The organism is Butyricicoccus faecihominis (assembly GCF_024462775.1).
GTDB lineage: Bacteria > Bacillota > Clostridia > Oscillospirales > Butyricicoccaceae > Agathobaculum > Agathobaculum faecihominis_A.
In genome coordinates, this window is the sequence record NZ_JANGCE010000020.1 from 42,980 (window position 1) to 68,359 (window position 25,380).

Annotated in this window: 24 protein-coding genes and 1 other annotated feature; of the genes, 18 read left to right on the forward strand and 6 right to left on the reverse strand. The window is 59.1% G+C overall.

The window, feature by feature from the left end:
- Nucleotides 1–8: 8 nt before the first annotated feature.
- Genes NE562_RS11000 through aroF form a run of 6 tightly spaced genes read right to left on the reverse strand, consistent with a single transcriptional unit; the run spans nucleotide 9 to nucleotide 7,008 of the window.
- Nucleotides 9–1,394, reverse strand: a complete 1,386-nt coding sequence (locus NE562_RS11000) for a shikimate kinase (RefSeq protein ID WP_280962471.1) — start codon at nucleotides 1,392–1,394, stop codon at nucleotides 9–11.
- A 5-nt stretch (nucleotides 1,395–1,399) separates the two neighbouring features.
- Entirely contained in the window at nucleotides 1,400–2,671 is a 1,272-nt protein-coding gene (aroA, locus tag NE562_RS11005; RefSeq protein WP_280962472.1) for a 3-phosphoshikimate 1-carboxyvinyltransferase, read from the reverse strand.
- Between the two features lie 6 nt (nucleotides 2,672–2,677).
- Entirely contained in the window at nucleotides 2,678–3,817 is a 1,140-nt protein-coding gene (pheA, locus tag NE562_RS11010; protein WP_280962473.1) for a prephenate dehydratase, read from the reverse strand.
- Nucleotides 3,810–4,901, reverse strand: coding sequence for a chorismate synthase (gene aroC, locus NE562_RS11015; RefSeq protein WP_280962474.1), 1,092 nt, complete (start codon nucleotides 4,899–4,901; stop codon nucleotides 3,810–3,812). The genes pheA and aroC overlap by 8 nt, the downstream gene beginning before the upstream one ends.
- 12 nt (nucleotides 4,902–4,913) lie before the next feature.
- On the reverse strand, nucleotides 4,914–5,957 hold the full coding sequence (gene aroB, locus NE562_RS11020) for a 3-dehydroquinate synthase (protein WP_280962475.1): 1,044 nt from the start codon (nucleotides 5,955–5,957) through the stop codon (nucleotides 4,914–4,916).
- A 34-nt stretch (nucleotides 5,958–5,991) separates the two neighbouring features.
- Nucleotides 5,992–7,008 (reverse strand): 3-deoxy-7-phosphoheptulonate synthase, encoded by a 1,017-nt coding sequence (gene aroF / locus NE562_RS11025; RefSeq protein WP_280962476.1) that lies wholly within the window; start codon nucleotides 7,006–7,008, stop codon nucleotides 5,992–5,994.
- Nucleotides 7,009–7,100: 92 nt separating this feature from the next.
- Nucleotides 7,101–7,357, reverse strand: a binding site (T-box leader).
- Nucleotides 7,358–7,513: 156 nt separating this feature from the next.
- On the opposite strand from aroF, the gene NE562_RS11030 reads away from it, so the two are divergent.
- The 18 genes from NE562_RS11030 to NE562_RS11115 all read left to right on the forward strand — a co-directional run bounded on the left by NE562_RS11030 (nucleotide 7,514) and on the right by NE562_RS11115 (nucleotide 25,170).
- A complete protein-coding gene (locus tag NE562_RS11030; RefSeq protein WP_280962477.1) occupies nucleotides 7,514–8,404 on the forward strand; it encodes a stage III sporulation protein AB in 891 nt (296 codons plus the stop codon).
- Nucleotides 8,405–8,408: 4 nt separating this feature from the next.
- The gene (locus tag NE562_RS11035) at nucleotides 8,409–8,927 is read left to right on the forward strand and encodes a stage III sporulation protein AB (RefSeq protein ID WP_280962478.1); all 519 of its coding nucleotides are present in this window, start codon (nucleotides 8,409–8,411) and stop codon (nucleotides 8,925–8,927) included.
- Between the two features lie 12 nt (nucleotides 8,928–8,939).
- Nucleotides 8,940–9,134 (forward strand): stage III sporulation protein AC, encoded by a 195-nt coding sequence (spoIIIAC, locus tag NE562_RS11040; RefSeq protein ID WP_280962479.1) that lies wholly within the window; start codon nucleotides 8,940–8,942, stop codon nucleotides 9,132–9,134.
- Between the two features lie 2 nt (nucleotides 9,135–9,136).
- A complete protein-coding gene (locus NE562_RS11045; RefSeq protein ID WP_280962480.1) occupies nucleotides 9,137–9,523 on the forward strand; it encodes a SpoIIIAC/SpoIIIAD family protein in 387 nt (128 codons plus the stop codon).
- 20 nt (nucleotides 9,524–9,543) lie between these two features.
- Nucleotides 9,544–10,641, forward strand: coding sequence for a stage III sporulation protein AE (locus tag NE562_RS11050; RefSeq protein WP_280962481.1), 1,098 nt, complete (start codon nucleotides 9,544–9,546; stop codon nucleotides 10,639–10,641).
- Nucleotides 10,638–11,120, forward strand: a complete 483-nt coding sequence (locus NE562_RS11055; protein ID WP_280962482.1) for a hypothetical protein — start codon at nucleotides 10,638–10,640, stop codon at nucleotides 11,118–11,120. Before NE562_RS11050 ends, NE562_RS11055 begins: the two co-directional genes overlap by 4 nt.
- Complete coding sequence (locus NE562_RS11060) at nucleotides 11,117–11,671, forward strand: hypothetical protein (RefSeq protein ID WP_280962483.1); 555 nt, start codon at nucleotides 11,117–11,119, stop codon at nucleotides 11,669–11,671. The genes NE562_RS11055 and NE562_RS11060 overlap by 4 nt, the downstream gene beginning before the upstream one ends.
- 34 nt (nucleotides 11,672–11,705) lie before the next feature.
- Entirely contained in the window at nucleotides 11,706–12,242 is a 537-nt protein-coding gene (locus NE562_RS11065; RefSeq protein WP_280962484.1) for a SpoIIIAH-like family protein, read from the forward strand.
- A 67-nt stretch (nucleotides 12,243–12,309) separates the two neighbouring features.
- The gene (locus NE562_RS11070; RefSeq protein ID WP_280962485.1) at nucleotides 12,310–12,717 is read left to right on the forward strand and encodes an Asp23/Gls24 family envelope stress response protein; all 408 of its coding nucleotides are present in this window, start codon (nucleotides 12,310–12,312) and stop codon (nucleotides 12,715–12,717) included.
- 126 nt (nucleotides 12,718–12,843) lie between these two features.
- Nucleotides 12,844–13,683 carry a DUF5046 domain-containing protein gene (locus NE562_RS11075; RefSeq protein ID WP_280962486.1) on the forward strand — a complete coding sequence of 280 codons (840 nt, stop codon included), beginning with the start codon at nucleotides 12,844–12,846 and terminating at the stop codon, nucleotides 13,681–13,683.
- A gap of 3 nt (nucleotides 13,684–13,686) precedes the next feature.
- Nucleotides 13,687–14,610: a PstS family phosphate ABC transporter substrate-binding protein gene (locus tag NE562_RS11080; RefSeq protein WP_280962487.1), complete on the forward strand. Its 924-nt coding sequence runs from the start codon at nucleotides 13,687–13,689 to the stop codon at nucleotides 14,608–14,610.
- Between the two features lie 194 nt (nucleotides 14,611–14,804).
- Entirely contained in the window at nucleotides 14,805–15,344 is a 540-nt protein-coding gene (nusB, locus tag NE562_RS11085) for a transcription antitermination factor NusB (protein WP_280962488.1), read from the forward strand.
- The gene (locus tag NE562_RS11090) at nucleotides 15,337–16,272 is read left to right on the forward strand and encodes a DNA-binding protein (protein WP_280962489.1); all 936 of its coding nucleotides are present in this window, start codon (nucleotides 15,337–15,339) and stop codon (nucleotides 16,270–16,272) included. The genes nusB and NE562_RS11090 overlap by 8 nt, the downstream gene beginning before the upstream one ends.
- Nucleotides 16,269–17,540: an exodeoxyribonuclease VII large subunit gene (gene xseA, locus NE562_RS11095; RefSeq protein WP_280962490.1), complete on the forward strand. Its 1,272-nt coding sequence runs from the start codon at nucleotides 16,269–16,271 to the stop codon at nucleotides 17,538–17,540. The genes NE562_RS11090 and xseA overlap by 4 nt, the downstream gene beginning before the upstream one ends.
- Nucleotides 17,540–17,773 (forward strand): exodeoxyribonuclease VII small subunit, encoded by a 234-nt coding sequence (gene xseB, locus NE562_RS11100; protein WP_280962491.1) that lies wholly within the window; start codon nucleotides 17,540–17,542, stop codon nucleotides 17,771–17,773. Before xseA ends, xseB begins: the two co-directional genes overlap by 1 nt.
- A 1-nt stretch (nucleotide 17,774) precedes the next feature.
- Nucleotides 17,775–18,656, forward strand: coding sequence for a polyprenyl synthetase family protein (locus NE562_RS11105; protein ID WP_280962492.1), 882 nt, complete (start codon nucleotides 17,775–17,777; stop codon nucleotides 18,654–18,656).
- A 309-nt stretch (nucleotides 18,657–18,965) separates the two neighbouring features.
- Entirely contained in the window at nucleotides 18,966–21,191 is a 2,226-nt protein-coding gene (locus tag NE562_RS11110; RefSeq protein WP_280962493.1) for a diguanylate cyclase domain-containing protein, read from the forward strand.
- 61 nt (nucleotides 21,192–21,252) lie between these two features.
- Nucleotides 21,253–25,170 (forward strand): PAS domain-containing hybrid sensor histidine kinase/response regulator, encoded by a 3,918-nt coding sequence (locus tag NE562_RS11115; RefSeq protein WP_280962494.1) that lies wholly within the window; start codon nucleotides 21,253–21,255, stop codon nucleotides 25,168–25,170.
- Nucleotides 25,171–25,380: the final 210 nt, after the last annotated feature.

The following is a 25,380-nucleotide window of genomic DNA, read 5'->3' on the forward strand; positions in this document are numbered from 1 at the left end:
TCGTTTTCTCAAATGCTCTTAACAACTTTTTCGAGTACTTCGGAAATCTTGGGGCTGCGTACCGAAACATCGGATACGCGGTGATAGGTACCCTTGCGCGCGTGGTAAAGGCGCGTGGTCTCGGATTGGCCCGAAGGACCCGCGATCAGCGGGCGGGAATCCGAATAGGAAAGGTTTTTCAAAATGCGGTAATACGGCGTGTCGAGGTGGATGAGAAGGCCGGTCGATTTGACCGCTCTTACGTTTTCCTCGCGCAACACCGCGCCGCCGCCGAGCGAAAGGACGATACCGCTTTTCTGGCTCAGCTCCTTGAGGTAAGTGGTCTCCCGGTCGCGGAAGTAGGCTTCGCCCTCGGCCGCGAAAATATCGGAGATTTTGCGGCCTTCCTTGTCCTCCAAATACTGATCGGCGTCGATAAAGGTCAGGCCGGTCAGCCTTGCCAGCTTGCGCCCAATGGTTGTTTTACCGCTGCCCATGAAGCCGCACAGCACGATGTTCTGCTTGCCGTGCTTTTCCGAAAGGCGTTTGACCGCCATTTTGCCGTATAAGCGGCGCAGGATGGTCTCGCACGCGGCGGGATCAAAGGCGTCGCCCGTCCAAATGGTCTGTGCGTGCGCCGCCTGCATGACCAGCATGAACAGCCCGTCGCGCGTTTTCGTTTTCTTCGGGTTGGCCAGACGCATGGTGGCCGTGACCGGCGGGTTATAGATCGCGTCGAACACATACTCGGTCTTGCGCGGCAGGTAGTGCAGCGGCGCCTGCTCCTCCTTGGGAAACATGCCGACCGGCGTGGAATTTAAAACGATCTGCACGTCGCGCGGGATATGGCGGCGGCTGAACACCGCCACCTTGGCGCGGGGCACGGCGGAAACGATCTGTTGCTGCAGCACCTGCGCCTTTTCCAGATCGCGGCCCGTGATCGTGAGCACCGCGCCCTCGCGCGCGCAGTGGTACGCCATCACGGACGCCGCGCCGCCGTAGCCGATCAGAAGCACCTTTTTGCCCGAAAGGGAAACTTTGTCGCGCGTAAGCGATTCGGCAAAGCCCAGAATATCGGTATTATAGCCGATCGCCTTGCCGCCCCGGAAGGCGACGGTATTGACCGAGTGCAGGTCGCGCGCGGCCGTGTCGACATCGTCCAGCAGGGGAATGATCGCTTTCTTGTGCGGAATCGTGCAGTTGATACCGCCGAGCTTTTGCCTTGCAAGGTCAAACGCCTCTTGCAGCTGCTCCGGCGGCACGGCGACCGCGATATAATCGGCTTCGCGCCCGGAAGCCGCGAACAGGGAAGCGTGCAGCTCCGGGCTCATGGTATGGCCGAGCGGCCAGCCGAACAGGGCGTAGGTCTCACGCTTTGGCTGATAGGCGCGAAACTCTTCCATGGTAAGCAGCATTGCGGTCAACCTCCAAGCCGGTCCAGCGTGTCGAAAAAGCCGGGATAGGAGATGGAAACGACCTCAGGATCGGCAATGCGGCTCGCGCCGTCCGCCGCAAGCGCGAGCACCGCGAGGCTCATGGCGATGCGGTGATCGCCGTAGGTGGCAAAATCCGCACCGCGCACGGTCTTGCCGCCGCGGATGATCATGCCGTCCGCCGTTTCCTCGATATCGACGCCGGCCTTTACAAGCTCGGTCACCATGGCCGCGATGCGGTTGGATTCCTTCACCTTTAGTTCCGCCGCGTCGCGGATCACGGTCGTGCCTTTTGCAAAGGCGGCGGCCACGGCGATCACCGGCAGCTCGTCGATCAGCCGGGGGATGATGGGGCCGCCGATCTCGGTGCCATGCAGCGCGCTATGGCGCACGGTCAGGTCGCAGACCGGCTCCGCGCCGTCCAGATGGTTCGATTCCGTAATATCCGCGCCCATGGCGCGCAGTACGTCGATCACACCCGTGCGCGTCGGATTGACGCCGACGCCCTGAATGGTCAGCTCGCTGCCCGGTACGATCGCGCCCGCGGCGAGGAAAAACGCGGCCGAGGAGATGTCGCCCGGCACCGCGATATCGATGGCGTGCAGGTCCTCGGGCGGGTCCAGCGTGATGACGTTGCCGTTCGTTTCGATCTCTACGCCAAGCGCGCGGAACATGCGCTCGGTATGGTCACGCGAGGGCGTGGGTTCGATCACCGTGGTCTGCCCCTCGGCGTAAAGACCGGCGAGCAGGATGGCGCTTTTTAGCTGCGCTGAAGCGACCGGCAGGGTGTATTCCATACCGTACAACTCGCTCGGGTAAAGCGTCAGCGGGCAAAAATTGTCATCCCGGCCATGGATGCGCGCGCCCATTTCCCGCAGCGGCCCGATCACGCGGCCCATGGGCCGCTTCTGGATCGAAGCGTCGCCCGATACGGTCACGGTGAACGGCTGGCCCGCGAGAATGCCGCAGATCAGCCGGGTGGTCGTGCCGCTGTTGCCGGTGTAGAGCGGGCCCTCAGGCTCGGACAGGCCGTGCAGACCCACGCCGTGCACCACCACCTCCGTGTCGTTTATCTCGATCTCCACGCCCATTTTGCGGAAGCAGTCGATCGTGGAAAGGCAATCCTCGCCCATCAGAAAGCCGGTGATGCGGGTCTCGCCGCTGGCCAGCGCGCCCAGCATGACGGCGCGGTGCGAAATGGATTTATCGCCCGGCACGGTGATACAGCCGCGCAGCGGGCCGGATGGTTTCAGTTGCATGTCTTGTTATTCCTCCGTCGTTTGGGCAACCCGGTAGCTGCCAATGACTTTGATGTAGGGGAGCTCCTCGTACAGCTGGTACAGCATCGCCCGTACCGCGTGGTCGTTCAGATTGCCGGTGAAGTCGATGTAAAACACATAGCACCACGGGCTGTCCTTCATCGGGCGGGAATGGATCTCCGTCATGTCTACGCCGTAATCCGCGAAGATGTCGAGCACGCCGCGCAGTGAACCGGCAATGTTCGGGATGTGGAAGGCGATTTCAATGCGGTTGTCCTCCGGCTGCACGGTCAGGTTGCGGCTCACCGCGATAAAGCGGGTCTCGTTATGCTTGAGGTCGTTGATGCCCTCGGCCAGAACGGATAGCCCGTAAAGCTCCGCCGCCTGACGCGAGCAGATCGCGGCAAGCGCCTTGTCCCCGCGCGCGGCGACGTTTTTCGCCGCGATCGCGGTGTTGGCCACCTCGATGGCTTCCAGTTCGTGTTCGGCGATAAAATCATGGCACTGGGGCAGCGCGTGCGGGTGCGAGCATACCTGTTTGACATCGCCAAGCGAAGCGCCCGGCACGGCGGCCAAACAGTGGCGGATCTTTTTGATTGTAGAGCGGTTGATCGAAAGGTCGTATTGCAGCAGCAGGTCGTATACCTCGCTGACCGTGCCCGCGGTCGTGTTTTCGACCGGCACCACGCCCGCGTCCACCACGCCGTCGCGAACGGATTGGAACACCTGCTCCCATGTCGGCACATGCTGCGGCTCGGTCTCGGGGAAGAGTGAGCGGGCGGCAAGTTCCTGATAAGCGCCCGGCACGCCTTGGTAATAGACGGTTTTCGGCGAAAGCGCCTGCCGCATGGCATGAATGGGGAATTTCGAGGGGACGTGCCGCAGAGTTTGGCTGTACTGGTATTCGCGGCTCGCGCGGATCATGCTTTGCAGCAGCGCCACGTACTTGAGCCGCAGCTCCTCCTCCATACCGGCCGCGCGCTTTTCGAGTATTTCGGCCTCGCGGTCGGGTTTGAAGATCTTATCGTCCGTCTCGGCCTTGGTTTCGGCTACCTCAAGCGCGAGCGACATGCGTTTTAAAAACAGGTCGCGTATTTGTTCGTCCACCTTGTTGATATCGGTCCGGATTTCAGGCAGGTCACGCATAACCCTTCGCCTCCCTCAACAGATCGGCCAGCGCAACGGCGCAGGCGGCTTCGATCACCGGCGCGGCGCGCGTGACGATGCAAGGATCGTGCCGCCCGTGGATGGAGAGCGGCTCCACCTTGCCGGTGCGGAGATTCAGCGTGCGCTGCTCGGCGGCGATCGACGGCGTGGGCTTGATCGCCGCGCGAACCAAAAGGGGCATGCCGCTTGTGATGCCGCCCAGCACGCCGCCGTTGTTGTTGGTCTCGGTGCGTACCGCGCCGTTTTCCTCACACAGAGGATCGTTCGCGTGCGAGCCGCGCATGGCGGCAAAGCCGAAGCCCGCGCCGAACTCCACGCCCTTGACGGCGGGCACGGCGAATAGGATAGAGGACAGGCGGCTTTCCACCGTGTCCATCATCGGGCTGCCAAGCCCGGCGGGCAGTCCGGTGGCGGCGCATTCGATCACCCCGCCGACCGAATCCTGCTGGGTGCGCGCGTCCTCGATTGCGGCGAGCATGGCGGTGAGCGCGCGGGGATTGTTTACCGGATAATCGGCAAGGCGCAGCTTTTCGAGCTGCTCGGCGGGCACGGACACGTCGTCAAACGGCATGTCCTGTATCTGCGCGATGGATTGGATGTGCGAGCCGACCAGTACACCCTCGCTCCGCAGCCACAGCTTGCAAAGCGCGCCCGCGAAAACAAGGGGGGCGGTCAGCCGCCCGGAAAAGTGGCCGCCGCCGCGCGGATCGCCAAAGCCCTTGTACCGGACAAAGCCGGTATAATCGGCGTGGCCGGGGCGCGGCTGGTCGGCAAGCTCGGCATAGTCGCCCGAATGCTGGTTGGTGTTTTCTATCACCGCGCAGATGGGCGTGCCGGTCGTTTTGCCGCTTCGCATGCCCGAAAGCACGCGGGGCAAATCGGCTTCCCGCCGCGCGGTGGACTGCTTGTTGCGGCCGGGCGCGCGGCGTTCCATTTCGCGCAGAACAAAGGCTTCGTCGTAGGGTACGCCGGGCGGGAACCCGTCTATCGTTACGCCGATCCCGGCCCCGTGCGATTCGCCAAAGATGGAGATCTTGATGCTGTTTCCCCAAGTGGAGCCCATTTTGCGCCCTCCTTACAGTTTCAAAATATAGTCGTGCAGCGTTTCGGCCGCGATCGGCGTGATCTCCGCCCGGCCCGGTTCTCGCACGAGAATAAAGTTCACCGTGCCGCCGAACTTCTTTTTATCGGACAGCAGCGCTCCGTAGACCGCTTCACGGTCGTATCGCAGCTCGGACGGCAGACCGAGCTGCGTGAGCAGACGGATGAGCGGCGCGGATAGATCCTCGTTTCCCATTGCCGCGGAAAGCCGCATGGCCGCGACCATGCCGATGGCGACCGCCTGCCCATGCGTCAGATCGACATAATGGCCGAGCTTTTCCGCCGCGTGACCGATCGTGTGGCCGAAGTTCAGGATCATGCGCAGGCCGGTGTCGTGCTCGTCGATCGCGACCACGTCGCGCTTGATCTTGACGCACTCGTAAATAAGCGCTTCGATCTGGTTTTGATAGTCCGGCTGCGCGGCCATCTCCAAGATCGCGGGATTTGCGATATAGCCGTATTTGACCACCTCGGCCATGCCGTCCGCCAAAGTTTTCTCGGGCAGGGTTTGGAGCACGGCGGGGTCGATCAGCACCAGCCGGGGCTGGTAGAACGCGCCCGCCAAATTTTTGCCTTCGGGCAGATCAACGCCCGTTTTGCCGCCCACCGAGGAATCGACCTGCGCCAAAAGCGTGGTTGGGATCTGGCAGAGCGGCACGCCGCGCAAAAAGGTCGCGGCGGCAAAGCCCGTGATATCGCCGGTCACACCGCCGCCAAGGGCAATGATCAGATCTCCCCGCGTCATACCGGCGGCCAGCAGGTCGTGGTAAATGGTCTCCACGGTCGCAAGGCGCTTGTGTTCCTCGCCCGCGGGAATGACCGTATGGGATACCGGCAGGGAAAACTGGCTGGCAAGCGCCTCAAGGTACAGCGGCGCAACGGTCGAATCGGTCACGATATGTACGCGGCTGGGCGTGAACGCCTCGCCGCAAAGGGACGCCGCGCGGCCCAGAAGGCCGGTTTCGATATAGATATCGGATACGCCGTTCGCACCCGTCAGGCTTAAATGATACGACACTGACAACACTCCTTCGCGTGGTGTTTTGATCGGGTTATATCTCGCGGCCCACAGCGGCGGCGATGGCGCGCAGGTTATGCATGGTTTCGTGGAACGAATCGTAGGTGAGCGACTGCGCGCCGTCCGACATAGCGTGCGCCGGATCGTTGTGCACCTCGATCATCAGGCCGTCCGCGCCGGCGGCGACAGCAGCCTTGGCCAGCGGCTCCACCATCCAGTAAATACCGCCCGCGTGGCTCGGGTCTACGATGACGGGCAGGTGGCTCATGCGCTTGAGCACCGGCACCGCCGAAATGTCCAGCGTGTTGCGGGTGTAGGTCTCGTAGGTGCGGATGCCGCGCTCGCACAAAATGACGTTTTCATTGCCGCCCGCCATCAGGTATTCGGCGCTCATCAAAAATTCTTCCATGGTGTTGGCAAAGCCGCGCTTTAAAAGTACGGGCTTGTTCACCTGACCCAGTTCCTTGAGCAGCTCGAAGTTCTGCATGTTGCGCGCGCCCACCTGAAAGCAGTCGCACTTTTCCATGAACAGATCGATGTGGGCGGGGTTGGTGATCTCGGTCACGACCGGCAGACCCGTATCCTGACTGGCTTCGTGCAGCAGATCAAGGCCTTCGGCCTTCATGCCTTGGAACGAGTACGGGGAGGAGCGGGGCTTCCAAGCGCCGCCGCGCAGCACGGTCGCGCCGTCGGCCTTGACGTGGCGCGCCACGTCGATGATCTGGTCGTGGCCCTCTACCGAGCACGGACCCGCCATGACGACGATCTTTTTGCCGCCCACGACAACGTCCCCTCCGATGGCAACGCTGGAATCGTCCGGGTGGAATTTGCGGTTGGCGAGTTTGAAGGGCTCCTGCACCTTAATAATGTTATCCACCTGCGGGTCGCGCAGCAGCGCGTCGCGGTCCACGGCGGCAGTGTCGCCCACAAGGCCGATCACGGTGGTGCCCGTGCCAAAGATCGGGTTGGCCTTTACGCCCATCCTCTCAATGTGACGGGACAGCTCCTCTACATGTTCCTTGGTGGCGGTGGGTTTCATAATGATAATCATGGTTCATTTCTCCTTTGCAAAAGTGGTTTGTGGTTGGGGGATTCTGTTTGTCTTTCGCGGCAAAAAAGCATAAAAAAAGCCTTTCATCCACAAAGAGGGACGAAAGACAAACGGTTTCCGCGGTACCACCCACATTCGGCAAAATGCTTGCCGCACTTTTTCGGATACAAAAAGTATATCCTATCCCAGTAACGGAGGAAACCCGGCGGCGCCTACTGAAAAAACGGTTCAGCGCTGCGGCTCAAGAGGGAACTTCATCATACCGGCGCCTGCGTCCGTTCTCAGTCGGGCCGGACACTCCCTGTAAGCCGCACTTGGGATAATTACTTTCCTCTGTCATCGCTTTGTGCAATATATATTGATATTATAAATTCACCCGTTCGGTTTGTCAATGGTTTTTTGAAGGAAAATGGAAAGTAGACGGCCGTGTTTTTCGCACGTACTTTTTTCCCCAACCTGTCATAAGCGGGACAGGCCGCCGCATAGAGTAAGACAGGTGATTAGAATGGAAATGAACAAGGACGAGGCCCTCCGGCAGGCGCTGGAATGCATGCCGCCGCCGCTGTTGACGGCGCTTACCGGCAGCGAGGCGGCGGGCACGGTGGAGGAAATACGCCTGCGCGCAGGCAGGCCGCCCGCTTTTAAAACAGTTGGCGGCGAGCGGGAAACGGCGCTTGAGCCGCTCACGCCGGAGATCCTGCGCGACATCCTGTCCCGCGCCGCGCGGTATTCGGTACATAGCTATCAGGAAAGCCTGCAAAACGGATTTTTGACGCTGCCCGGCGGGCACCGGCTCGGCGTGTGCGGCACCGCGATCATGGAGGATCGCGAGGTGCGCGGCATCCGGCAAATATCCTCCTTGAACCTGCGCGTCGCCCGGCAGATCGACACGGTGGGACAGGATATCCGGCTGACAAACGGGGACAGGCTGGTATCCACTCTGCTGCTCTCGCCGCCGGGCGCGGGCAAGACCACGCTTTTGCGCGAGCTGACGCGCCGCGTGTCCGATCAGGGCGTGACGGTGGCGGTAGCGGATGAGCGCAGCGAGCTCGCCGCGCTCAGCGGGGGCCGGCCGCAGTTCCAAATCGGCTCGTGCACCGACGTGATAGAGGGATGCGGAAAAAAACAGGCGGCCATTATGCTGCTGAAAACCATGTCGCCCACTCTTTTGGTGTTCGACGAGATCACCGCGCCTGCGGATGTGGAAGCGGTATCCCTTTGCGCGCACTGCGGCGTGGCCGTGTTTGCCAGCGCGCACGCACGGGACGTACAGGACCTATCCCGCCGCGCGCTCTACCGCAAGCTGCTCGGTCTTAGGCTGTTCCGGCAAGCGGTCGTCATTTCGGTGGAGGGTGGGGAGAGGCGCTATCAAACGATACCCTTAAAAGGAGGATGAGGAAATGCTGAGGCTGCTTGGAGCGGTCATGATATTCGGTTCGTGCGCGGCGCTGGGCCTGTCCGCGAGACAGGCGCTGGGCCGGCGGATCGCGGCGGCGGACGCCATGCTGCTCGCCCTTTCATTGATCGAAAGCGAAATATCGGCCTGCCGGGCGACGCTGCCCGAGATCATCAATGAGCTGTCGGAAAACGAAAACGAGGCGGTCTGCTGTGTTTTTATGAGCTTACAGCGCCGTATGCGCGAACAAAGCGGCCTGTCGCTCGGCTACCTGTGGCGGCAATGCTTCCGCGAGACCGGAGCAGAGGTCGGCCTTGGCCGGGAGGAGTGCGAGATCCTCGGCGACGCGGCCAATTTCCTGGGCCGCTACCATGCGGAGGAGCAGCTCGCGGGCTTGCGGCAGGTTGCGCGCCGCCTCACCGCCGCGCGGGACGCGGCGGCAATGGATCTGCAAAACAAGGGGAACCTGTACCGCACCTGTGGGATCGCGATGGGCATCCTGCTCGTGCTGGTGCTCATATGAGCGGAGGAAAGCATGGATGTTGATCTGATTTTTAAAATCGCCGCCGTGGGGATTCTGGTCGCTGTGCTCAGCCAGCTGCTGACCCGCTCGGGGCGGGAGGAACAGGCGCTGATGACCACGCTCGCCGGGCTCATCGTCGTGCTGATGCTGATCGTGCAGGAGATCAGCCAGCTGTTCTCGATGATGAAAAGCGTGTTCGGCTTTTGAACATGGGCGATCTGCTTGCCCTGTGCGGCATCGCGCTCGCCGCGATCGTGCTGACGCTGACGCTGAAAAAGGAGAGCCCCGCCATCGCCTTCCTGCTGGCGCTCACCGCGGGGCTGGTCATCCTATTTCGCGTATTCTCGGGAATGGGCGGCGCGGTGCGCGAGATCACGCAGGTGTTCGCGCAGGGCGGCATGAGCGAAACGCTTTATCTGCCGGTGATCAAAACGGTCGGCGTGGCCGTGGTCGTGCGGGTGATGGGCGCGCTCAGCCGGGACGCGGGGCAGTCCGCCCTCGCGGCAAAGCTGGAGATCGCGGGTTCGGTGCTGGCAATCGCGCTTTGCATGCCGCTTTTGCAGCAGGTGCTGAGTCTGATCGAGGAATGGATCTAAAAATCCTGAAAGGAACGGAAATGGGAAAAAACATATGCTTCGCTGTTCTGCTCGCGCTGCTGTTCCTTTCTCCGGCATACGCGGTGGGGGAAACGCCCGATGTGGGGCAGGACAGATTGGCGGACGCGCTGCCCGCCGAGCAGCAGGAATACTTAAACGGTATTACGCCGGATAGCGCGACCGATCTGACCGCGTCGCTTTCCGGCATGTTTGGGAACTTTGCGGAGGATGGGCAAAACGCGGTGCAAAGCGCCTTCCGCGGGCTGCTGCGCGTGGCCGGCGTGGTCGTGCTGACGGCGGTGGCGCGCGGTTTTTCCTCGGCCGCGGGCGGCGCGGCGGATTCGGCGATCGATATGGCGGGCGCGCTCGGCTGCGGCGCGATCCTGCTTACCGATTTTTCGGGCGTGCTGAGCCTGTGCCGACAGGCGCTCGAACAGATCAGCGTGTTTTCCGCGACCTTGCAGCCGGTTCTGGCGGCGGCGCTGTCGGTGGGCGGCTCTGCGGTAACGGCCACGGCGCTGCAGGTCGCCACCATGCTGGTGTTCGATCTGGTCATCCGTCTGGTGACAACGCTGCTCGTGCCCGCCGCCTGTGCTTATCTCGCCATCACCGCTGTGGACGCGGCGACCGGCAACGGTCTGCTGCACGGGCTGGCGGACGGCATCAAAAGCCTGACGGCGGGCGCTTTAAAGCTGATCCTTACGCTGTTTATCGCCTATATCACGATCGCGGGCGGCGTTTCGGGAAGCGTGGACCGCATGGCGCTCAAAACAGCCAAATTCGCGGTGTCGGGCGCGGTGCCGGTCGTAGGCGGTATCCTGTCGGACGCGACCGAAACCATGCTCACCGGCGCGGCCCTGCTGAAAAATTCGGTCGGCGTGTTCGGCATGCTGTGCATCACGGCAATCTGCATCGTGCCGTTTTTGCGCGCGGGCGCGTGCTACTTATTCTATCGCATCGGCGCCGCCGTGTTTTCACCGCTTTGCAGCAAAAACATGGAGGGGCTGCTCTCGGGCGTCGGCACGGGCTTCGGCCTGCTGCTCGGCATGCTTTCCACATGCAGCATGATCCTTTATTTTGAACTTGTCTACGTCATTGCGATGGTGAAGCCGGTATGATGGAATTATTTAGAACGATCCTGCTGCGCGTCACGCTGGCGGGCGCGGCGTCCTCGCTGGCGCTGTCGGTGGCCAAGGATTCGGCGCTGAAAGAGATCGTGCGTATCGCGGCGGGGCTTTTGATGGCGCTTGCGCTGTTACAGCCGCTGTCCGGGCTGCGTCTGACCGATCTGGCAAGGCGGGCGGACACGGCGGCGGGGGACGTCTCGATCGCGGAATTGGAGGCGCAAAACCGACAGACGACGCTGAACGCCATGGGCGCCGCCGTGGCAAGCGCGCTGGAACAGCGCGCGTCCGAGATCGGCATCGAATGCACGGTGCTTGTCACCATGGCGACCGATGAGGACGGACTGCTGCAAACCGATCACGTGACCGTATTTTACCGCAAAAAGGACGCCGCCCGCCTTGCGGAGCTGCAAGAGCTGATTTTAAAGGAGAGCGGCGTGCCCGCGGACCGACAGGAGCTGATTGAAAAATGAAGAATATTGATTTAGCGCCGCTGCGGAAGGCGGCGGAAAAATGCCTGCCGCTGCTGAAAAAGTACCGCGCGGTGATCATTGTGCTGCTGACCGGCGTGCTGCTGCTCGCCTCCGGCGGCTGGTTCCGCGACGCCGCGGAGGTAAAAGCGCCGCCCGCCGGTACGGAACCCGCGGGCGAGGGGTTTAATCTGGCGGAGTTCCAGCAGGCGCTCAGCGATCAGCTCGGCGCGATCGAGGGAGTGGGCCGCGTTTCGCTGCTGCTCTCGCTCGATGAAACGGAAGAGGCCGTGTACGCGGTCAACGTGCGGCAAACCAAAAACGGTACCAGCGGACAGAGCTATGAAAGCGATCTGACCGTTTTATCGGATGGCAGCTACGGCGAAACGCCTGTTACGGTCAAAAGCCTGCTGCCGACCTTTCGCGGCGCGGTGGTTTTGTGCGAAGGCGCGGATAACACCGCGGTACGCTATGCGGTGACGCAGGCGGTTTCGACAATATGCGGCGTGGGTACGGACAAAGTTACGGTTCTGAAAATGGCGGCGGAGTCATAAGTCTTAGTAATGAAACACGGGAGGGCGATTTTGCATGAAAAAGATCAAGAAGCGCGGGGCGGTGTACGGCGTGATCGCGCTGATGCTGTGCGTTGCGGTATACCTGAACTGGAGCCACGTCGGCGCGCCGGAGGATTTGATGGTGGCGCGGCAGACGGACGGCGCGGCGGACACGGCGGCACAGGATGGCGGGTCGGCTGAGACGAGCGCCCAGTCGGACGACTACTTTGTATCCTCGCGCCTGACGCGCGAACAGGCGAGGGACGAGGCGGTCAGCATCCTGAAGGAAACAACGGAAAGCGAAATGGCGGACGCGGAAGCAAAGGAACAGGCCGCCGCCAAGATATCGGTGCTGGCTGAAAACTCGGTGACCGAGGCACGGGTGGAAAGCCTGATCCGCGCCAAGGGCTATGTGGACGCGGTGGTCATGATCGGGGATGACAGCGTCAACATCGTCGTCGAGCCGCCCGAGGGTGGTCTGGCCGCGACCGACGTCACCGTCATTAAAGATATCGTAATGTCCGAAACCGATATGGCGGCAGGGCAAATTAAGATCGTAGAAGCGGCCTGACAGACACATTTTGCTTTGCTTTTTGGGCAAACTGTGCTATAATGCCCCTAAAGGAGAGTGAGCTTTTATGGCAGACCATAAGGAATATTGGTCAACCGCGGGCGATCAGGGCACGATTAAGATATCGGAGGACGTCGTCGCTTCCATCGCTGCGCTTTCCGCATCCGACACCGAAGGCGTCAGCGGGCTGTATTCCAGCCTGACCAGCGACATCGTCAGCTTTTTAGGTAAGAAAAATTTGTCCAAGGGCGTCCGCATCGAACTGTCGGACGAGGGCACGGTCAAGATCGAGATCAGCTTTTTGGCGCTTTTCGGCCACAATATCCGCGATGTGGCGCGGGCTGTACAGGAAAACGTCAAGGCGTCGGTCGAGTCGATGACAGGCCTTACCGTGACCGAGGTGAACATTCACGTTGGCGGGGTCACCTTTGAAACCACCGCGGCGGCCGAATCCGAACCGGTGGAAGAAAAATAACGCTGCTCTGGAAGCGCCGTATGCTGCTGCATACGGCGCTTTTTTCGGTTGAGCGGCTGTTTCCCTTTTGTGGGTTGCGCCGAGAGGGAAATCGTGCTATAAAAGAGAAAAGGAGGGGAGCCGGAGATGAAACGAATTTGGTTAGTGCTTACGCTTTTCGGCTTGCTTACGGGCTGCGCGGCGCAGCGGCAGGCACCCGCCGCGAATGAACGGGTGGAACCGGATCAGCCGGTGCAATACTTTGTTTGCTCAACGGATCGTTACAAAAAAAGCTGTGTGGTCTCGTCCGACGGGCGGGTTCTGGTGCCGCTGAGCGCAAAGACGAAAGAGGTCGTCCAGAATGCAAAAGGCGAGTTTTGCTATATTTTGACCTCCGAAGTGGTGGACGCTGAAAATGGGTCCGTGTCCAATGTGGAAATCTTGGATGGACAGGGAAAAGCGCTTGTAAGCGTTTCGATCCCCCTGCGTTCGTTGGATTCGGGCTGGTCAAACGGCGCTTATCCGGTCAATAAGGGCGCGCCGGCCGACCGGCTGCGCTTTTCCGTCTGGCAGGACGGCATCGTGAGTGTTTACGATGGAAAAGCGAGCGAGGTTTTGCATCTGAGCGAGAACTCGTATATTCTTGGGGGAAACGAGCACCTGATCATGGTGGAACGCGAAAGCCGCATTAAGCTGTACGATTTGGACGGCAAGCCGATCGAGACCGAGCGGGAATATGCTTATATAGGTTACTACGGCGATGTGAACGAAGCGTCGTGCTTCGCCCTCGGATACGCGGGCAGCGATGACAGCGCGCTTTGCGATCTGTTTTCGCCGGATGGCAAAGTGCTGCTGCGCGGTCTGCGCGATATTACCGATGTTGGGGAGGACTACGTCGTCTGCACCAGAGGGTTTTCCTGCGGTATCATGGACCTGAAGGGCAACTGGATCGCAAAGGAAAGCATTTTCACCGGATTGGAGGATTGACGGATGAAAAAAAGAGTTCTTGCCTGCCTGCTGCTGTTAACGCTTGCAGGGTGCGCGTCTCAAAGCCGGCCGCAGCCGCCCGCCGCAGATACGCCTCCGGCGGAACGGCCGGCGCAGTCGATCGAACCGATCCTATCGCCCGCGGATTATCCCCGCGTGGATGGCTCGACCGCAAACTTACCGATGATGGCGGCCATACGCGCCGCTGCGACCGGCGAGTCCCTCGAGCAAGCGGAGGCGATGACTACCTGCCGCAAAACACCCGAGGCATGGATGGCGCTGGCGAACGGCGAAGCCGATCTGCTGCTCGTTTACGAAGCGAGCGAGCAAACGAAAAAGCGGCTGGACGAAATCGGCAATGAACTGGTGATCACGCCGATCGGGCGCGACGCGCTCGTATTTTTGGTGAACGACGGCAATCCGGTCACCGGCCTGACGCAGGAGCAGTTGACCGATATCTATACCGGTGCCATAACAAACTGGAGCGACGTGGGCGGCGCGGGGGCGTCCATCGCCGCCTTTCAGCGGCCGGAGGCGAGCGGCAGCCAAAGTCTGTTCATGAAGCTGCTGATGCGGGACAAAAAGCCGGTTGAGGCGCCAACCGAACTGCGCCCGGAAGAAATGGGCGGATTGGTCGATTCCATTGCCGAATACGATAATTCCGCGAACGCTTTAGGCTATTCGGTCTATTATTACGTATCGCGCATGTATGGTATGGATGGCTTACGCTTGCTCGACGTGGACGGCGTTTCGCCGTCCAGCGAAACGATCGCCTCCGGCGCATATCCGCTCATCAATGAATATTATCTTGTTACGCGCGCCAATGAACCGGCAAACAGCCCGGCCGCAAAGCTGCGCGCCTTTATCCTGTCGGATACCGGGCGCAGCGTGATGGAGCAAGCCGGGTACGTGCCGCTGCAAGGATAATACCGCAAAGAGCCGGCCTGCGGCACGAGAAGTTTTCAAAAAGTACGGCCCGGCGGAAGTTCGCCGGGCCGTTTGGCGTTGTTTCAGGAAAACCTGCTTTTTCTTTGTCTATCCGCTTGCGTTTTTGGCGAAAATAGGATAGAATAAGGCGTATTCAAGTGTATTCGACATGAAACGAGGAGGAGCTTGCCACCGTGAGCAGAAAACAAGCAAGAGAGATCGCCCTGCACCTGATTTTTGAAATGGGGTTTCAGGATTTCAAGGCGGAAGAGGTGCTGGCCGACCGGCTGGACGAGAGCATCATGGCTTCGATCAGCGGCGATATCGCGCTGTACGCAGGTAAGCTGGGCGAGGCGGAAACATCGTATATCCACGAGGTCGTAATCGGCGTGGCCGGTCGCCTGAGCGAACTGGATCGGGATATCGAAGCGTTCTCACACGGCTGGAAGCTCAGCCGCCTGTCGCATATGACTATCGCCATTTTGCGGCTGGCCCTTTATGAATCGCGTTACGTTGCCGATGTGCCGGTTGGCGCGGCCATCAATGAAGCGGTCGAACTGGCTAAGATCTACGACACCGAGGAAGCCGCCGCCTTTATCAACGGCATTTTGGGTTCGATTGTGCGCGCGGAAAACAGCGGCGACGCGCCTATGGATCAAACAGTGGCAGAGACTGCCGCGGAATCGGCCGAACCTGCGGCGCCGCAGCCGGAAGCCGCCGCATCCAATGTGTAAACGTTTTTTGGGGGTGGATACCTCCAATTACCGCACCTCGGCTGCGATCTTTGAATCAGACACCCTTTGCTGGGTTAACGAGGGGGAGCTGCTTACGGTGCCCGCGGGCGCGATCGGCCTGCGCCAATCGGACGCGCTGTTCCAGCACACTGTGCGTCTGCATGAAAAGATAGGCGCGCTGCCCAGAGGGCCTGTTTGCGCCGTTGGTGTCAGTACCCGGCCGCGCGCGGTCGAAGGTTCGTATATGCCCTGCTTTTTGGCAGGCGAAAGCGCCGCGCGGAGCGCGGCGCATTTGCTTTCCGTGCCGCTTTTTCCTTGTTCCCATCAGCAGGGACATATCGCGGCAGCGGCGCTGTCCGCCGGGCGGTTGGCGCTGCTGGATGCGCACTTTCTTGCGTGGCACCTGTCCGGCGGCACGACCGAGTTGCTGTTGGTGCGCCCGGGGGAGGACGGCCTGCCGGACTGTGCATGCATCGGCGGTACGACCGATCTGTCCGCGGGTCAGCTCGTCGACCGGGCGGGCGCGGCGCTCGGCTTATCCTTTCCCAGCGGAGCGGCGCTCGATCGGCTCGCGCTGGACGCCGCGCCCGAAAAGGGCGCAAAGCCGCGCGTGACGGATGGTTATTTTTCGCTTTCCGGCATGCAAAATCAGGTGGAAAGTCGGGTCCGAAAGAAGGAGCCGCCCGCGCAGATCGCGCGCTTTACACTAGAAACAGTGGCGAGCGCCGTTTGGGAAGCGACCCGGCAGGCGCGGCGGCAATACCCTTATCCCGTTTTGTGCGCGGGCGGGGTCATGGCAAGCGAAATACTGCGCGCAAGGTTTGCGGAGCAAGAGAATATCTTCTTTGCCGAACCGCGTCTTTCTGGCGATAACGCGGTCGGAGTAGCGGTATTGGCCGCCCGGCAGTATGAAAGGACAGAAAATTGAGCACGGTATATTCAGTCACAAGGCTTAATAATGAGATCAAGGACCTGCTGGACGCCGTACCGGGTTACCGCAACCTTTTCGTGCAGGGCGAGATATCCAACTACAAGGCGCATTCCTCCGGCCACTATTATCTAACGCTCAAAGACGAAGGCGCGTCAATTAGCGCGGTGATGTTCCGTTCAGACGCGATGCGGCTGAAATTTCGTTTGGAAAACGGTATGAAGGTTATCGTGCGCGGGCGGGTCAGTTCGTTTCCGCGCACCGGGCAGGTGCAGCTTTATCTAAACGAGATTGTGCCGGACGGCGCGGGCGCGCTGAACTTAGCGTTTGAGCAGCTCAAAAGCAAGCTGCACGCAGAAGGGCTTTTCAATGAAGCGTACAAAAAGCCTATTCCCGCCTGTCCCTCGCATGTCGCGCTCATCACCTCGCCCACGGGCGCGGCGGTGCGCGATATGGTCCGTATTTTGGGCAGGCGCTGGCCGCTGGCCCGGGTGACGCTGTACCCTTCGTTGGTGCAGGGGCCGGGCGCGGCGCCCAGCATCTGCCGCGCGCTCGCGCTGGCCAACGCTGTGGGCGAGGCCGATGTTATTTTGTGCGGCCGCGGCGGCGGTTCCATGGAAGACCTGTGGGCTTTTAACGAAGAAGCGGTCGCCCGCGCGATCTTTGAATCGGAGATCCCTGTCATTTCGGCGGTTGGGCACGAACCCGATGTAACAATCGCGGATTTTGTAGCCGATCTGCGCGCGCCGACGCCCTCGGGCGCGGCGGAACTGGCTGTGCCCGATCGGGCGGAGTACCGCGTGGCGCTGCGCTCGCTGGAGCTGCGGCTGCACACAGCGGGATTGCGGCACATGCAGACCAACCGGCGGAGGCTGGACGGTTTGGCCGAGCGGCTCGCCGCGCGCACGCCGGCAAAGTATATTGATGAAAAACGCCTGCAACTGGACAGCGCGTGCGAACGCCTGCTCGGCGCGCAGGCGGCCCGCCTTGACCGGGAGCGGCAGTATGTGCGGCTATTGGGGCAAAAGCTATCGGCTGCGGGGCAGCGCGGCGTGCAAGCGCGCAGGCTGCGCTTTAGCCGTCTGGTCGCCACGCTGGATGCGATCAGCCCGCTCGGCGTTCTGGCGCGTGGCTATGCGATCGCGGAAGGGGAAAAGGGCGTTGTTGTAGATGCCGCCGCCCTTCACGCGGGCGACCGTCTGCGCGTGCGCTTTGCGAAGGGCGTGGCAACTTGCAGTGTTTTGGATACCGAGAAGGGAGAAGCATAATGGCGGAAAAGTCATTTGAAAGCCAGATGGAGCGCTTGGAAGAGATCGTTCGCCTGCTTGAGCGCGGCGAAGCGCCGCTGAGCGAAAGCATCAAGCTGTTCGAGGAGGGCACGAAGCTCTCCGCCGCGATGGGCAAGCTGCTGGACAAGGCCGAGCAAAAGGTGACGGTCATGCAAGAAAGCGAGCAGGGCGAACTGGTCGAAACGCCCTTTGTACCGGAGGAAGAGGTATAATATGGAACTGGAAAAGACGCTTCAAGAGGATATCGCCCTGATCGAGTCCGCGCTGCGCGACTACCTATCAGGTGAGAACGGCGAGGGCTATGACGAGATCTTCGACGCCGCGAAGTATGCGGCCCTTGCGGGCGGCAAGCGGCTGCGCCCCGTGATATTGTTGGAATTTTGCCGCCTGTGCGGCGGGCGCAAGCAGAAGGCGCTGCCTTTTGCCTGCGCGCTTGAAATGATCCACACGTATTCGCTCATTCACGATGATCTGCCCTGTATGGACGACGACGACCTGCGCCGCGGCCGCCCGACCTGCCATAAGGTATACGGCGAAGCGACCGCTGTACTGGCGGGAGACGGGCTGCTGACGCGGGCCTTTGAGACCATGGCAGGCGCGGACTGCGCGCCCGAGATCGCACTGGCCGCCATACGCTATATGTCCCGCGCCGCCGGTATGAATGGTATGATCGGCGGACAGGTGCTCGATATGGCGAGCGAGGGCAAGCAGATATCCCTTGATACGTTAAACCGCCTGCAGAAGCTAAAAACAGGCTGCTTGTTATGCGCCGCGGCCGCTGTCGGCTGTATCGCGGCGGGCAAAAGTGATGAGACAACGCTTGCCGCCGCAGAAATTTTTGGAAATAAGCTGGGCCTTGCCTTCCAGATCGAAGACGATCTGCTCGATATTGAAGGGGACGCGGCCGTGCTTGGAAAGTCGGTCGGTAAGGATGAAAAGAGCGAAAAATCAACCTTTCCCGCGCTGCTTGGCATGGAGAAGTGCCGGGAACTGGTCAATGCTCTTACCGATGAAGCCGTGGCTGCGCTCGATCATTTCGGGGGCGATCCGCTGCTTGAAGCCCTATCCCGCAGTCTGATCGGCCGGGTTAAATAAACGGATATGGAAAACGGTGCAAAGGCGAAATGCTTCTGCACCGTTTTTTTATCTTGATGGGGAAATGCGCACGATAAAAACATGTAAACTGACAATGACAAAGGTGTAAAATGGCGGAGGTTTACTGCTCTACTGCTTTTTAGTATCAGTCAAGCATTGCTATTTTTGCTTTGCTTTGCTATACTTTGATAAATGGGAGTATGAACAAAATAATACTTGTTGTGTGTGACGGCACAAGCAAAGCCATGTCCCGGACAAAAGCCGTGTAGCGAAGCCGAGATAGAGCGTTTGGAAAAACGGGGGTTTATAATGGATACACAGCCTATTTCTTTCAGCAATGATGAACAAGCGGTTTTAGACCACATTCCCGGCGGCGTCCTACAGTGTCTGGCTGACGATACATGGACGATGCTAGCGGTCAACCGAGGCTTTATCGATATGTTTGGATATTCCCGCGAGGAGCTGTCCGAATGGTTCGGCAACCGTTTTATAGAAATGATCGTGCCGGTGGATCGCGAGATTATGCAGCGCATGGCCGGGCAGCAGATCAAGAAGAACGGCAAGGCTATCGTCAACTGCCGGGTGCGCTGTAAAGACGGCGCGGGCAAATGGGTGCTGAACAGTATCGAAACGAGCCGTGACGCATCCGGCGGCGAGCGGATGTTTTGCGTTATGCTGGATGTAACGGAATCCAGAAACGACAGGGAAAAGCTGAGATTGTCTCTGGAACGTCATCGGATTATCATGGATCAGACGGCCGATATCATTTTTGAATGGGACATTCGCGCGGATACCATGTTTTATTCCGCGAACTGGATGCGTAAATTCGGATATGAACCGATGACGGATGCAATCTCCTTGCAGCTGCCGCAGAATCAACATGTCCATCCGGAGGATATGCCGCAGCTGTTGGAGCTTATGAAAAATGCTCGGGAGGGCATACCCTATTCTTCGATCGAGATCCGCATACAGGACGCGGAGGAACGGTATATCTGGTGCCGCGTCCGTATCACCGATCAGTATGATGAGAACGGAAAGCCGCTGAAAACCGTGGGCGTGATCACCGATATCGACCGGGAAAAGCGTTTGGTAGACGATTTGCGGCGCCGGGCTGAGCGGGACGCGCTGACCGGGCTTTACAACCGTGAGGAGACCGAGCGGCAGATTAAGCACTGTTTGGAGCGCTATCCTGAAGATATCTGCGCGCTTTTGATGATCGATATCGATAACTTCAAGCAGATCAACGACGGACAGGGGCACCTGTTCGGGGACGCGGTGCTGACCGAGCTGGCCGCGGGCATGAAGAAGCTGACCCGCCGGACCGATACGGTCGGAAGAATCGGCGGGGATGAATTCACGATATTTTTAAATAACCTGCCTTCCAAAGAAGTGGCGCAGGACAAGGCGGGCAAGCTTCTGGATATGTTCACCCATCTGTTCGAGGGAGAAAAATCCCTGACAGAGGTCACCTGCAGCATCGGCGCGGCGATCTATCCGGATGACGGTACCGATTTCCAATCGCTTTATCACAGCGCGGACCTCGCGCTGTATCGGGCCAAGAGCCAAGGGAAGAACCAATACGTGCTGTTCGATCCGAGGGACGCCGTGCCGATCAACCAGATCGGGTATTCCTCCATCGGCGCATCCATCGATTCGGATCAGCGCACCGCGGGGCTGCAGGGCGACTTGGTCAGCTATGTGTTCCAAATCCTTTATGATACGGCGGATATGGAGTGCGCCATCCAACTGATCCTAGAGATCGTGGGCAAGCGCTTTGATGTAAGCCGGGCTTATATTTTTGAAAACAGTTCGGATGGAAAATATTGCGATAATACCTATGAATGGTGCAATGAGGGGATCGCCCCGGAAAAGGACAATTTACAACACTATCCCTATGAAGATGTAACGGGGTATAAGGATTTATTTAAAGACAACGCCATTTTCTATTGCCGCGACGTCCGTTCGCTCACGCCGGCGCAGGCGGCTCTTTTTGAAGGGCAAGGGATCTGCTCCACATTGCAGTGCGCGATCCGGGAGAACAATCAGTTTCGCGGGTTTGTAGGCTTTGACGAATGCACAGGCATGCGGATGTGGACCAAGGAAGAGATCGGCATTTTATCGCTAATCTCCCAAATGCTGACGATCTTTTTGGAAAAAAAACATGTGATGGAGCGCGACCGGCAAATGACGCTGCAGCTCAATACCATTCTAGATATGCAGGACGCCTATATTTACGCGGTCGATCAAACCAACTACGAGTTGCTTTACTTAAACCACAAAACAAAGGAGCTGGACGCTTCGGCGCGGGTCGGCATGCCATGCTACCGGGCGTTTTTCAGCAGAGAGAGCCCTTGCGAGACCTGTCCGCTCAAAGGGGCGAAGGAAATCTACAATCCGCAATATGATGTTTGGACCAGCGTGCAGGTATCGCCGATCAAATGGGGGGATTACTGCGCCTATCTGCTATCCTGCTACGATATAACGGCTTATAAGCGTATGCAGAAAGATAAAACGGCTGAAACCCCGGAAGATTGAAAAATGAGCTGCACGTTGCATGCAGCAGAGATAGAAAAATAGAAAAGGGCGGTGATCGGGAATGATAGGGAGCGGTTCTCTTACCGCCGAACAGGTCAAGGCCGTGTATACCAACAGCGTGATGCAGGATATTATCCATGCGATCCCGGGCGGGGTCGCGGTTTATAGGGTCGGAGCTGCTTTCGAGCCTGTGTATGTGTCCGATGGCGTGCTGGAAATGAGCGGTTATTCCGCGGAGGAAGGCCGGAACATGGCTATGCTGGACGATGTGGGCCTGACCCATTTAGAAGATGCCGAAATGGTGACCGACCGGCTGCGTCTCGCCGCGCAGGCGCAGGATACCGTGGAATTTGAATTTCGCAAGCAGCATCGCAACGGCCGCGCGATTTGGGTGCGCGTGCAGGCGAAAACAGTGGGAGAAGAGGGCGGTCGGCCCTTGCTGCAATGCGTGTTTCACGATATTTCCGCGCTAAAGGAGGCGCGAACGGAATTGAGTAATCTGGTCAATTCCGTACCGGGCGGCATTGCCAGTTACCGGGTGGAGGGCGACCAATTTATCCCCCTGTTCTATTCCGACGGCGTTCCGGCGCTGACTGGGCACACGCGGGAGGAGTACGACGCGATCGTTCATGCGGACGCGATCGCCAGCGTTTACGAACCCGACCGCGAAAGGGTGCTATTAGCCGCCCGCTCGTCGCTAAGCCGCCGCACCGTGCTGGATGTCTCTTACCGAATGCGCCATCGGAACGGCGAACTGATCTGGCTGCATCTAAACGGACGGCGCATAGAAAACACGGGCGATTCGCTGTGCTTTTACGCTGTTTTTACCGGCATGTCCATGCAGACCCGCTTGTTTCAGGACATCGCCAATGAGACCGCGGATGGGATCTATGTGATCGACCGGCAAACGCATGAGCTGCTGTATACGAACGATGCAAACGCGCTGTTCAGCGAAGCCAAACCGTGTGTGGGACAAAAATGTTTTGAAGCGCTGCATGGGAATCCGGCGCCCTGTGCATCGTGTGTGCTGCAAACATATGGCGCGGATGGAAAAGAGCATGAGATCAAGTTGGAAAGCATGCCGGGAAGGTTCTTTACCGTGCGCTTCCGGGAAACGGACTGGAACGGGATTCCGGCGTATGTGCAGTATATCAGGGATGTGACGGAGGAAGTGCGCACCCGTCAGGAAAAAGAACGTTTAGAAATGTATTTTCAAACCGTCGTGGGTAATTTACCCGGCGGCATATCCGTGATACGCTGTGATCCGGACGGTGGGATGACGCCGGAATTTATCTCAGACGGCTTCGCCGCCATGACGCATATGACGGTGGCGCAAGCAGGGGAGCTTTATCAAAAAGATATTTTTGCAGGCGTGCACCCCGATGATGTGGAGGAGAATCAGAAAAAGCTGAGATCCTTCATCGAAAAAGGCGACGGGCATTGTACGCTCACCGCCCGCATGGCTTGCGGGGACGGCGGCTATGTCTGGGTCAAGGATTCGCTTTCAGTGCAGCAACATGCGGATGGCGTGCGCAGAATCTACTCGATCTATACCGATATCACCAAAATGGTGGAGGAACAGGAGCAGATTCGCTGCCGGTACGAGGATATCATCCTGCAGCACTACCGAAAACCGGGGGCGGACGAATTGGTGCTTGGGCACTGCAATGTGACGACAAACCGGATTTTGGACATTGTGGATCATACGAATTCCGATTTGCTGGAAACCTTTGGCGACGTCCGTGAAGCATTTTTTACCGGAGTAGCCGGCTTGATCGTCGATCCGTCCGAACGGCAGGCTTTTCTTGACATGTATTTAAATGAACCGGCGCTCGCGGCCTTTCACCGGCATGAAACGGAATGCGTTCTCCCGTGCTTCATCAAATTACCGAAGGAGAAGCGTGGACGCTATGTCCAGTTCAAGGTCAACCTGATCGAAACGCCGGTTACCGGAGATATCACGGGCGTGCTGACTGTGACCGATATAACGGAGCAGACCATATCCGATCGGATTCTGCATCAGCTTTCCGTCACCAGCTATGATTATGTTATCGATGTGGATTTGGAGCACGATCGGCATACGGTCGTCACCTGCAGCCAAGACGTAAAATTCCCACCGCCGCCAACGGGCCGCTTTTCCGAGCGGGTGGCGGATATGGTGGCGCATTTGCTTGTACCAAAAGACCGCAGCCGTTTTGCCTGCGCTACGGACCCGACGGAGATGCGCCGCCGTCTGAAAGCGGGCGGTTCCTATACGATTTCCTACGGCCTGTTAGGGGAGAAGGGGGAGGTTTGCACCAAAAATATGACGATCTCCGCTGTCGATCTACGTTTAGACCGGTTTTGTCTGGTATGCAGCGACATCACAGAGTCCGTGCGTGAGGAACAGAGTTTGCTCAATATGATGGCGTACACCTTTGATCTCATGGGGATTTTGCATCTGGCAAGCGGCCGCTTTACGTTGTATACCCGGCAAACGGTGTTGGAAAATCTGGCGCCCCGTATCGTGGACCGGTTTGAGGAGGAGCTGGCGAAGTTCGTAGACGATCATGGGCTGGAAGAGGATAAACAGCAGGCGCATGAGCGGTTTAGCCTTGCGAACATGCTGGTAAGGCTTGCGGAACAGCCGTCTGGTTACGATTTTGTGGTACCGTTTCGGTCAGAAAACGGACTGCGGTATAAGCAGATCAATGTTTTGTGGGGCGACGAGAACCACAGTACGATTTGTCTGGTACGGGCGGATGTAACCGATATACTGGCTGCGGAGCGCAAAGCCAAGCAAGATTTGGAGCGTGCGCTGGATATTGCGGAGGAGGCGAACCGGGCCAAGAGCGATTTCCTATCCACCATGAGCCATGATATCCGCACGCCGATGAATGCCATTATGGGTATGACGACGCTGGCCGTCGCGCATATGGACGACCGCGCGCGGGTAGCGGACTGCCTGCAAAAGATCAAGGTATCCAGCAAGCATTTGCTCAGCTTAATCAATGATATTCTGGATATGAGCAAGATCGAGCAGTCTCAGATATCCCTGAACCGTGTCAACGTTTCCATGCCCGAGCTGCTGGAACAGCTTTCCGACATCATGGTGCCGCAGGCCCGGTTGGCAGGGCTGCAATTTTCCATTCGGCAGGAGCGGATCGAGCATCAGGACTTTTTGGGGGATTCGCTGCGGATCAGCCAGATATTGATTAATCTCACCGGCAATGCGATCAAGTTCACGCAGAAGGGCGGCGCGGTCGGCGTTTGCGTGGAGGAGATAGCGCCGCAGAAAGACCCGCAGCGCATTCGCTACCGCTTCACGGTCAGCGATACCGGTATCGGTATGACGCAGGAGTTTCTTGCCAATATTTTTGCACCGTTTGCCCGCAGCCGCGCGGTATCCCGCGTGGAGGGAACCGGGCTGGGCTTGAGTATTACGAAGGGGCTGATCGACCTGATGGGCGGCGAGATAACGGTTGAAAGCAAGCTGGGCGAGGGCTCGGTTTTCCGCGTAGAGCTGGAATACGAAGCCGCCGAATGCAGAAGCGGGGCATCTCAAGCAAAAGCCGCGCATCAGACACAAGCGGTGGATTTGAACGGCCGCACCTTCCTGATCGCAGAGGATAATGAGATCAATGCGGAGATCCTACAGGAGCTTTTGAGCATGGAAGGCGCCAGATCGGTCGTTAAGACAGACGGCAGGCAGGCCTTGCGGGCCTTTGAGAGCGCGGCGCCGGATACCTATGACGCTGTACTGATGGATGTGCAAATGCCGGAGATGGACGGCTATCAAGCAACCCGCGCAATCCGCTCGCTGCAGCGCCGGGACGCGGGCGCGATCCCCATCGTTGCCATGACTGCCAACGCGTTTTCCGAAGATATTGCGGCATGTTTGGAATCCGGTATGAACGCTCATGTAGCCAAGCCGGTCGATATGGATACGCTACGGTTCGTTTTAAGCGGCGTACTGGACTCCGCGCGCCCTATGATCTGAGCAAGAAAAGCAAAGGCACGGGTTTTGCAAAGAAACCCGTGCCTCAGACTGTAGCCAAAGGTCTCTCGCCGCAGCGCGCATAGAAAGGGAAATGGAGCGAAGCGACGTAAAATCCGTTTTTCGGGGGCGTGTACCTCGAAAAAACACCTCGACCTGCGCCACCGGGCGCGTAATCCGGGGGTATCGAGACCGGTTTCTCCGGAACTGGTC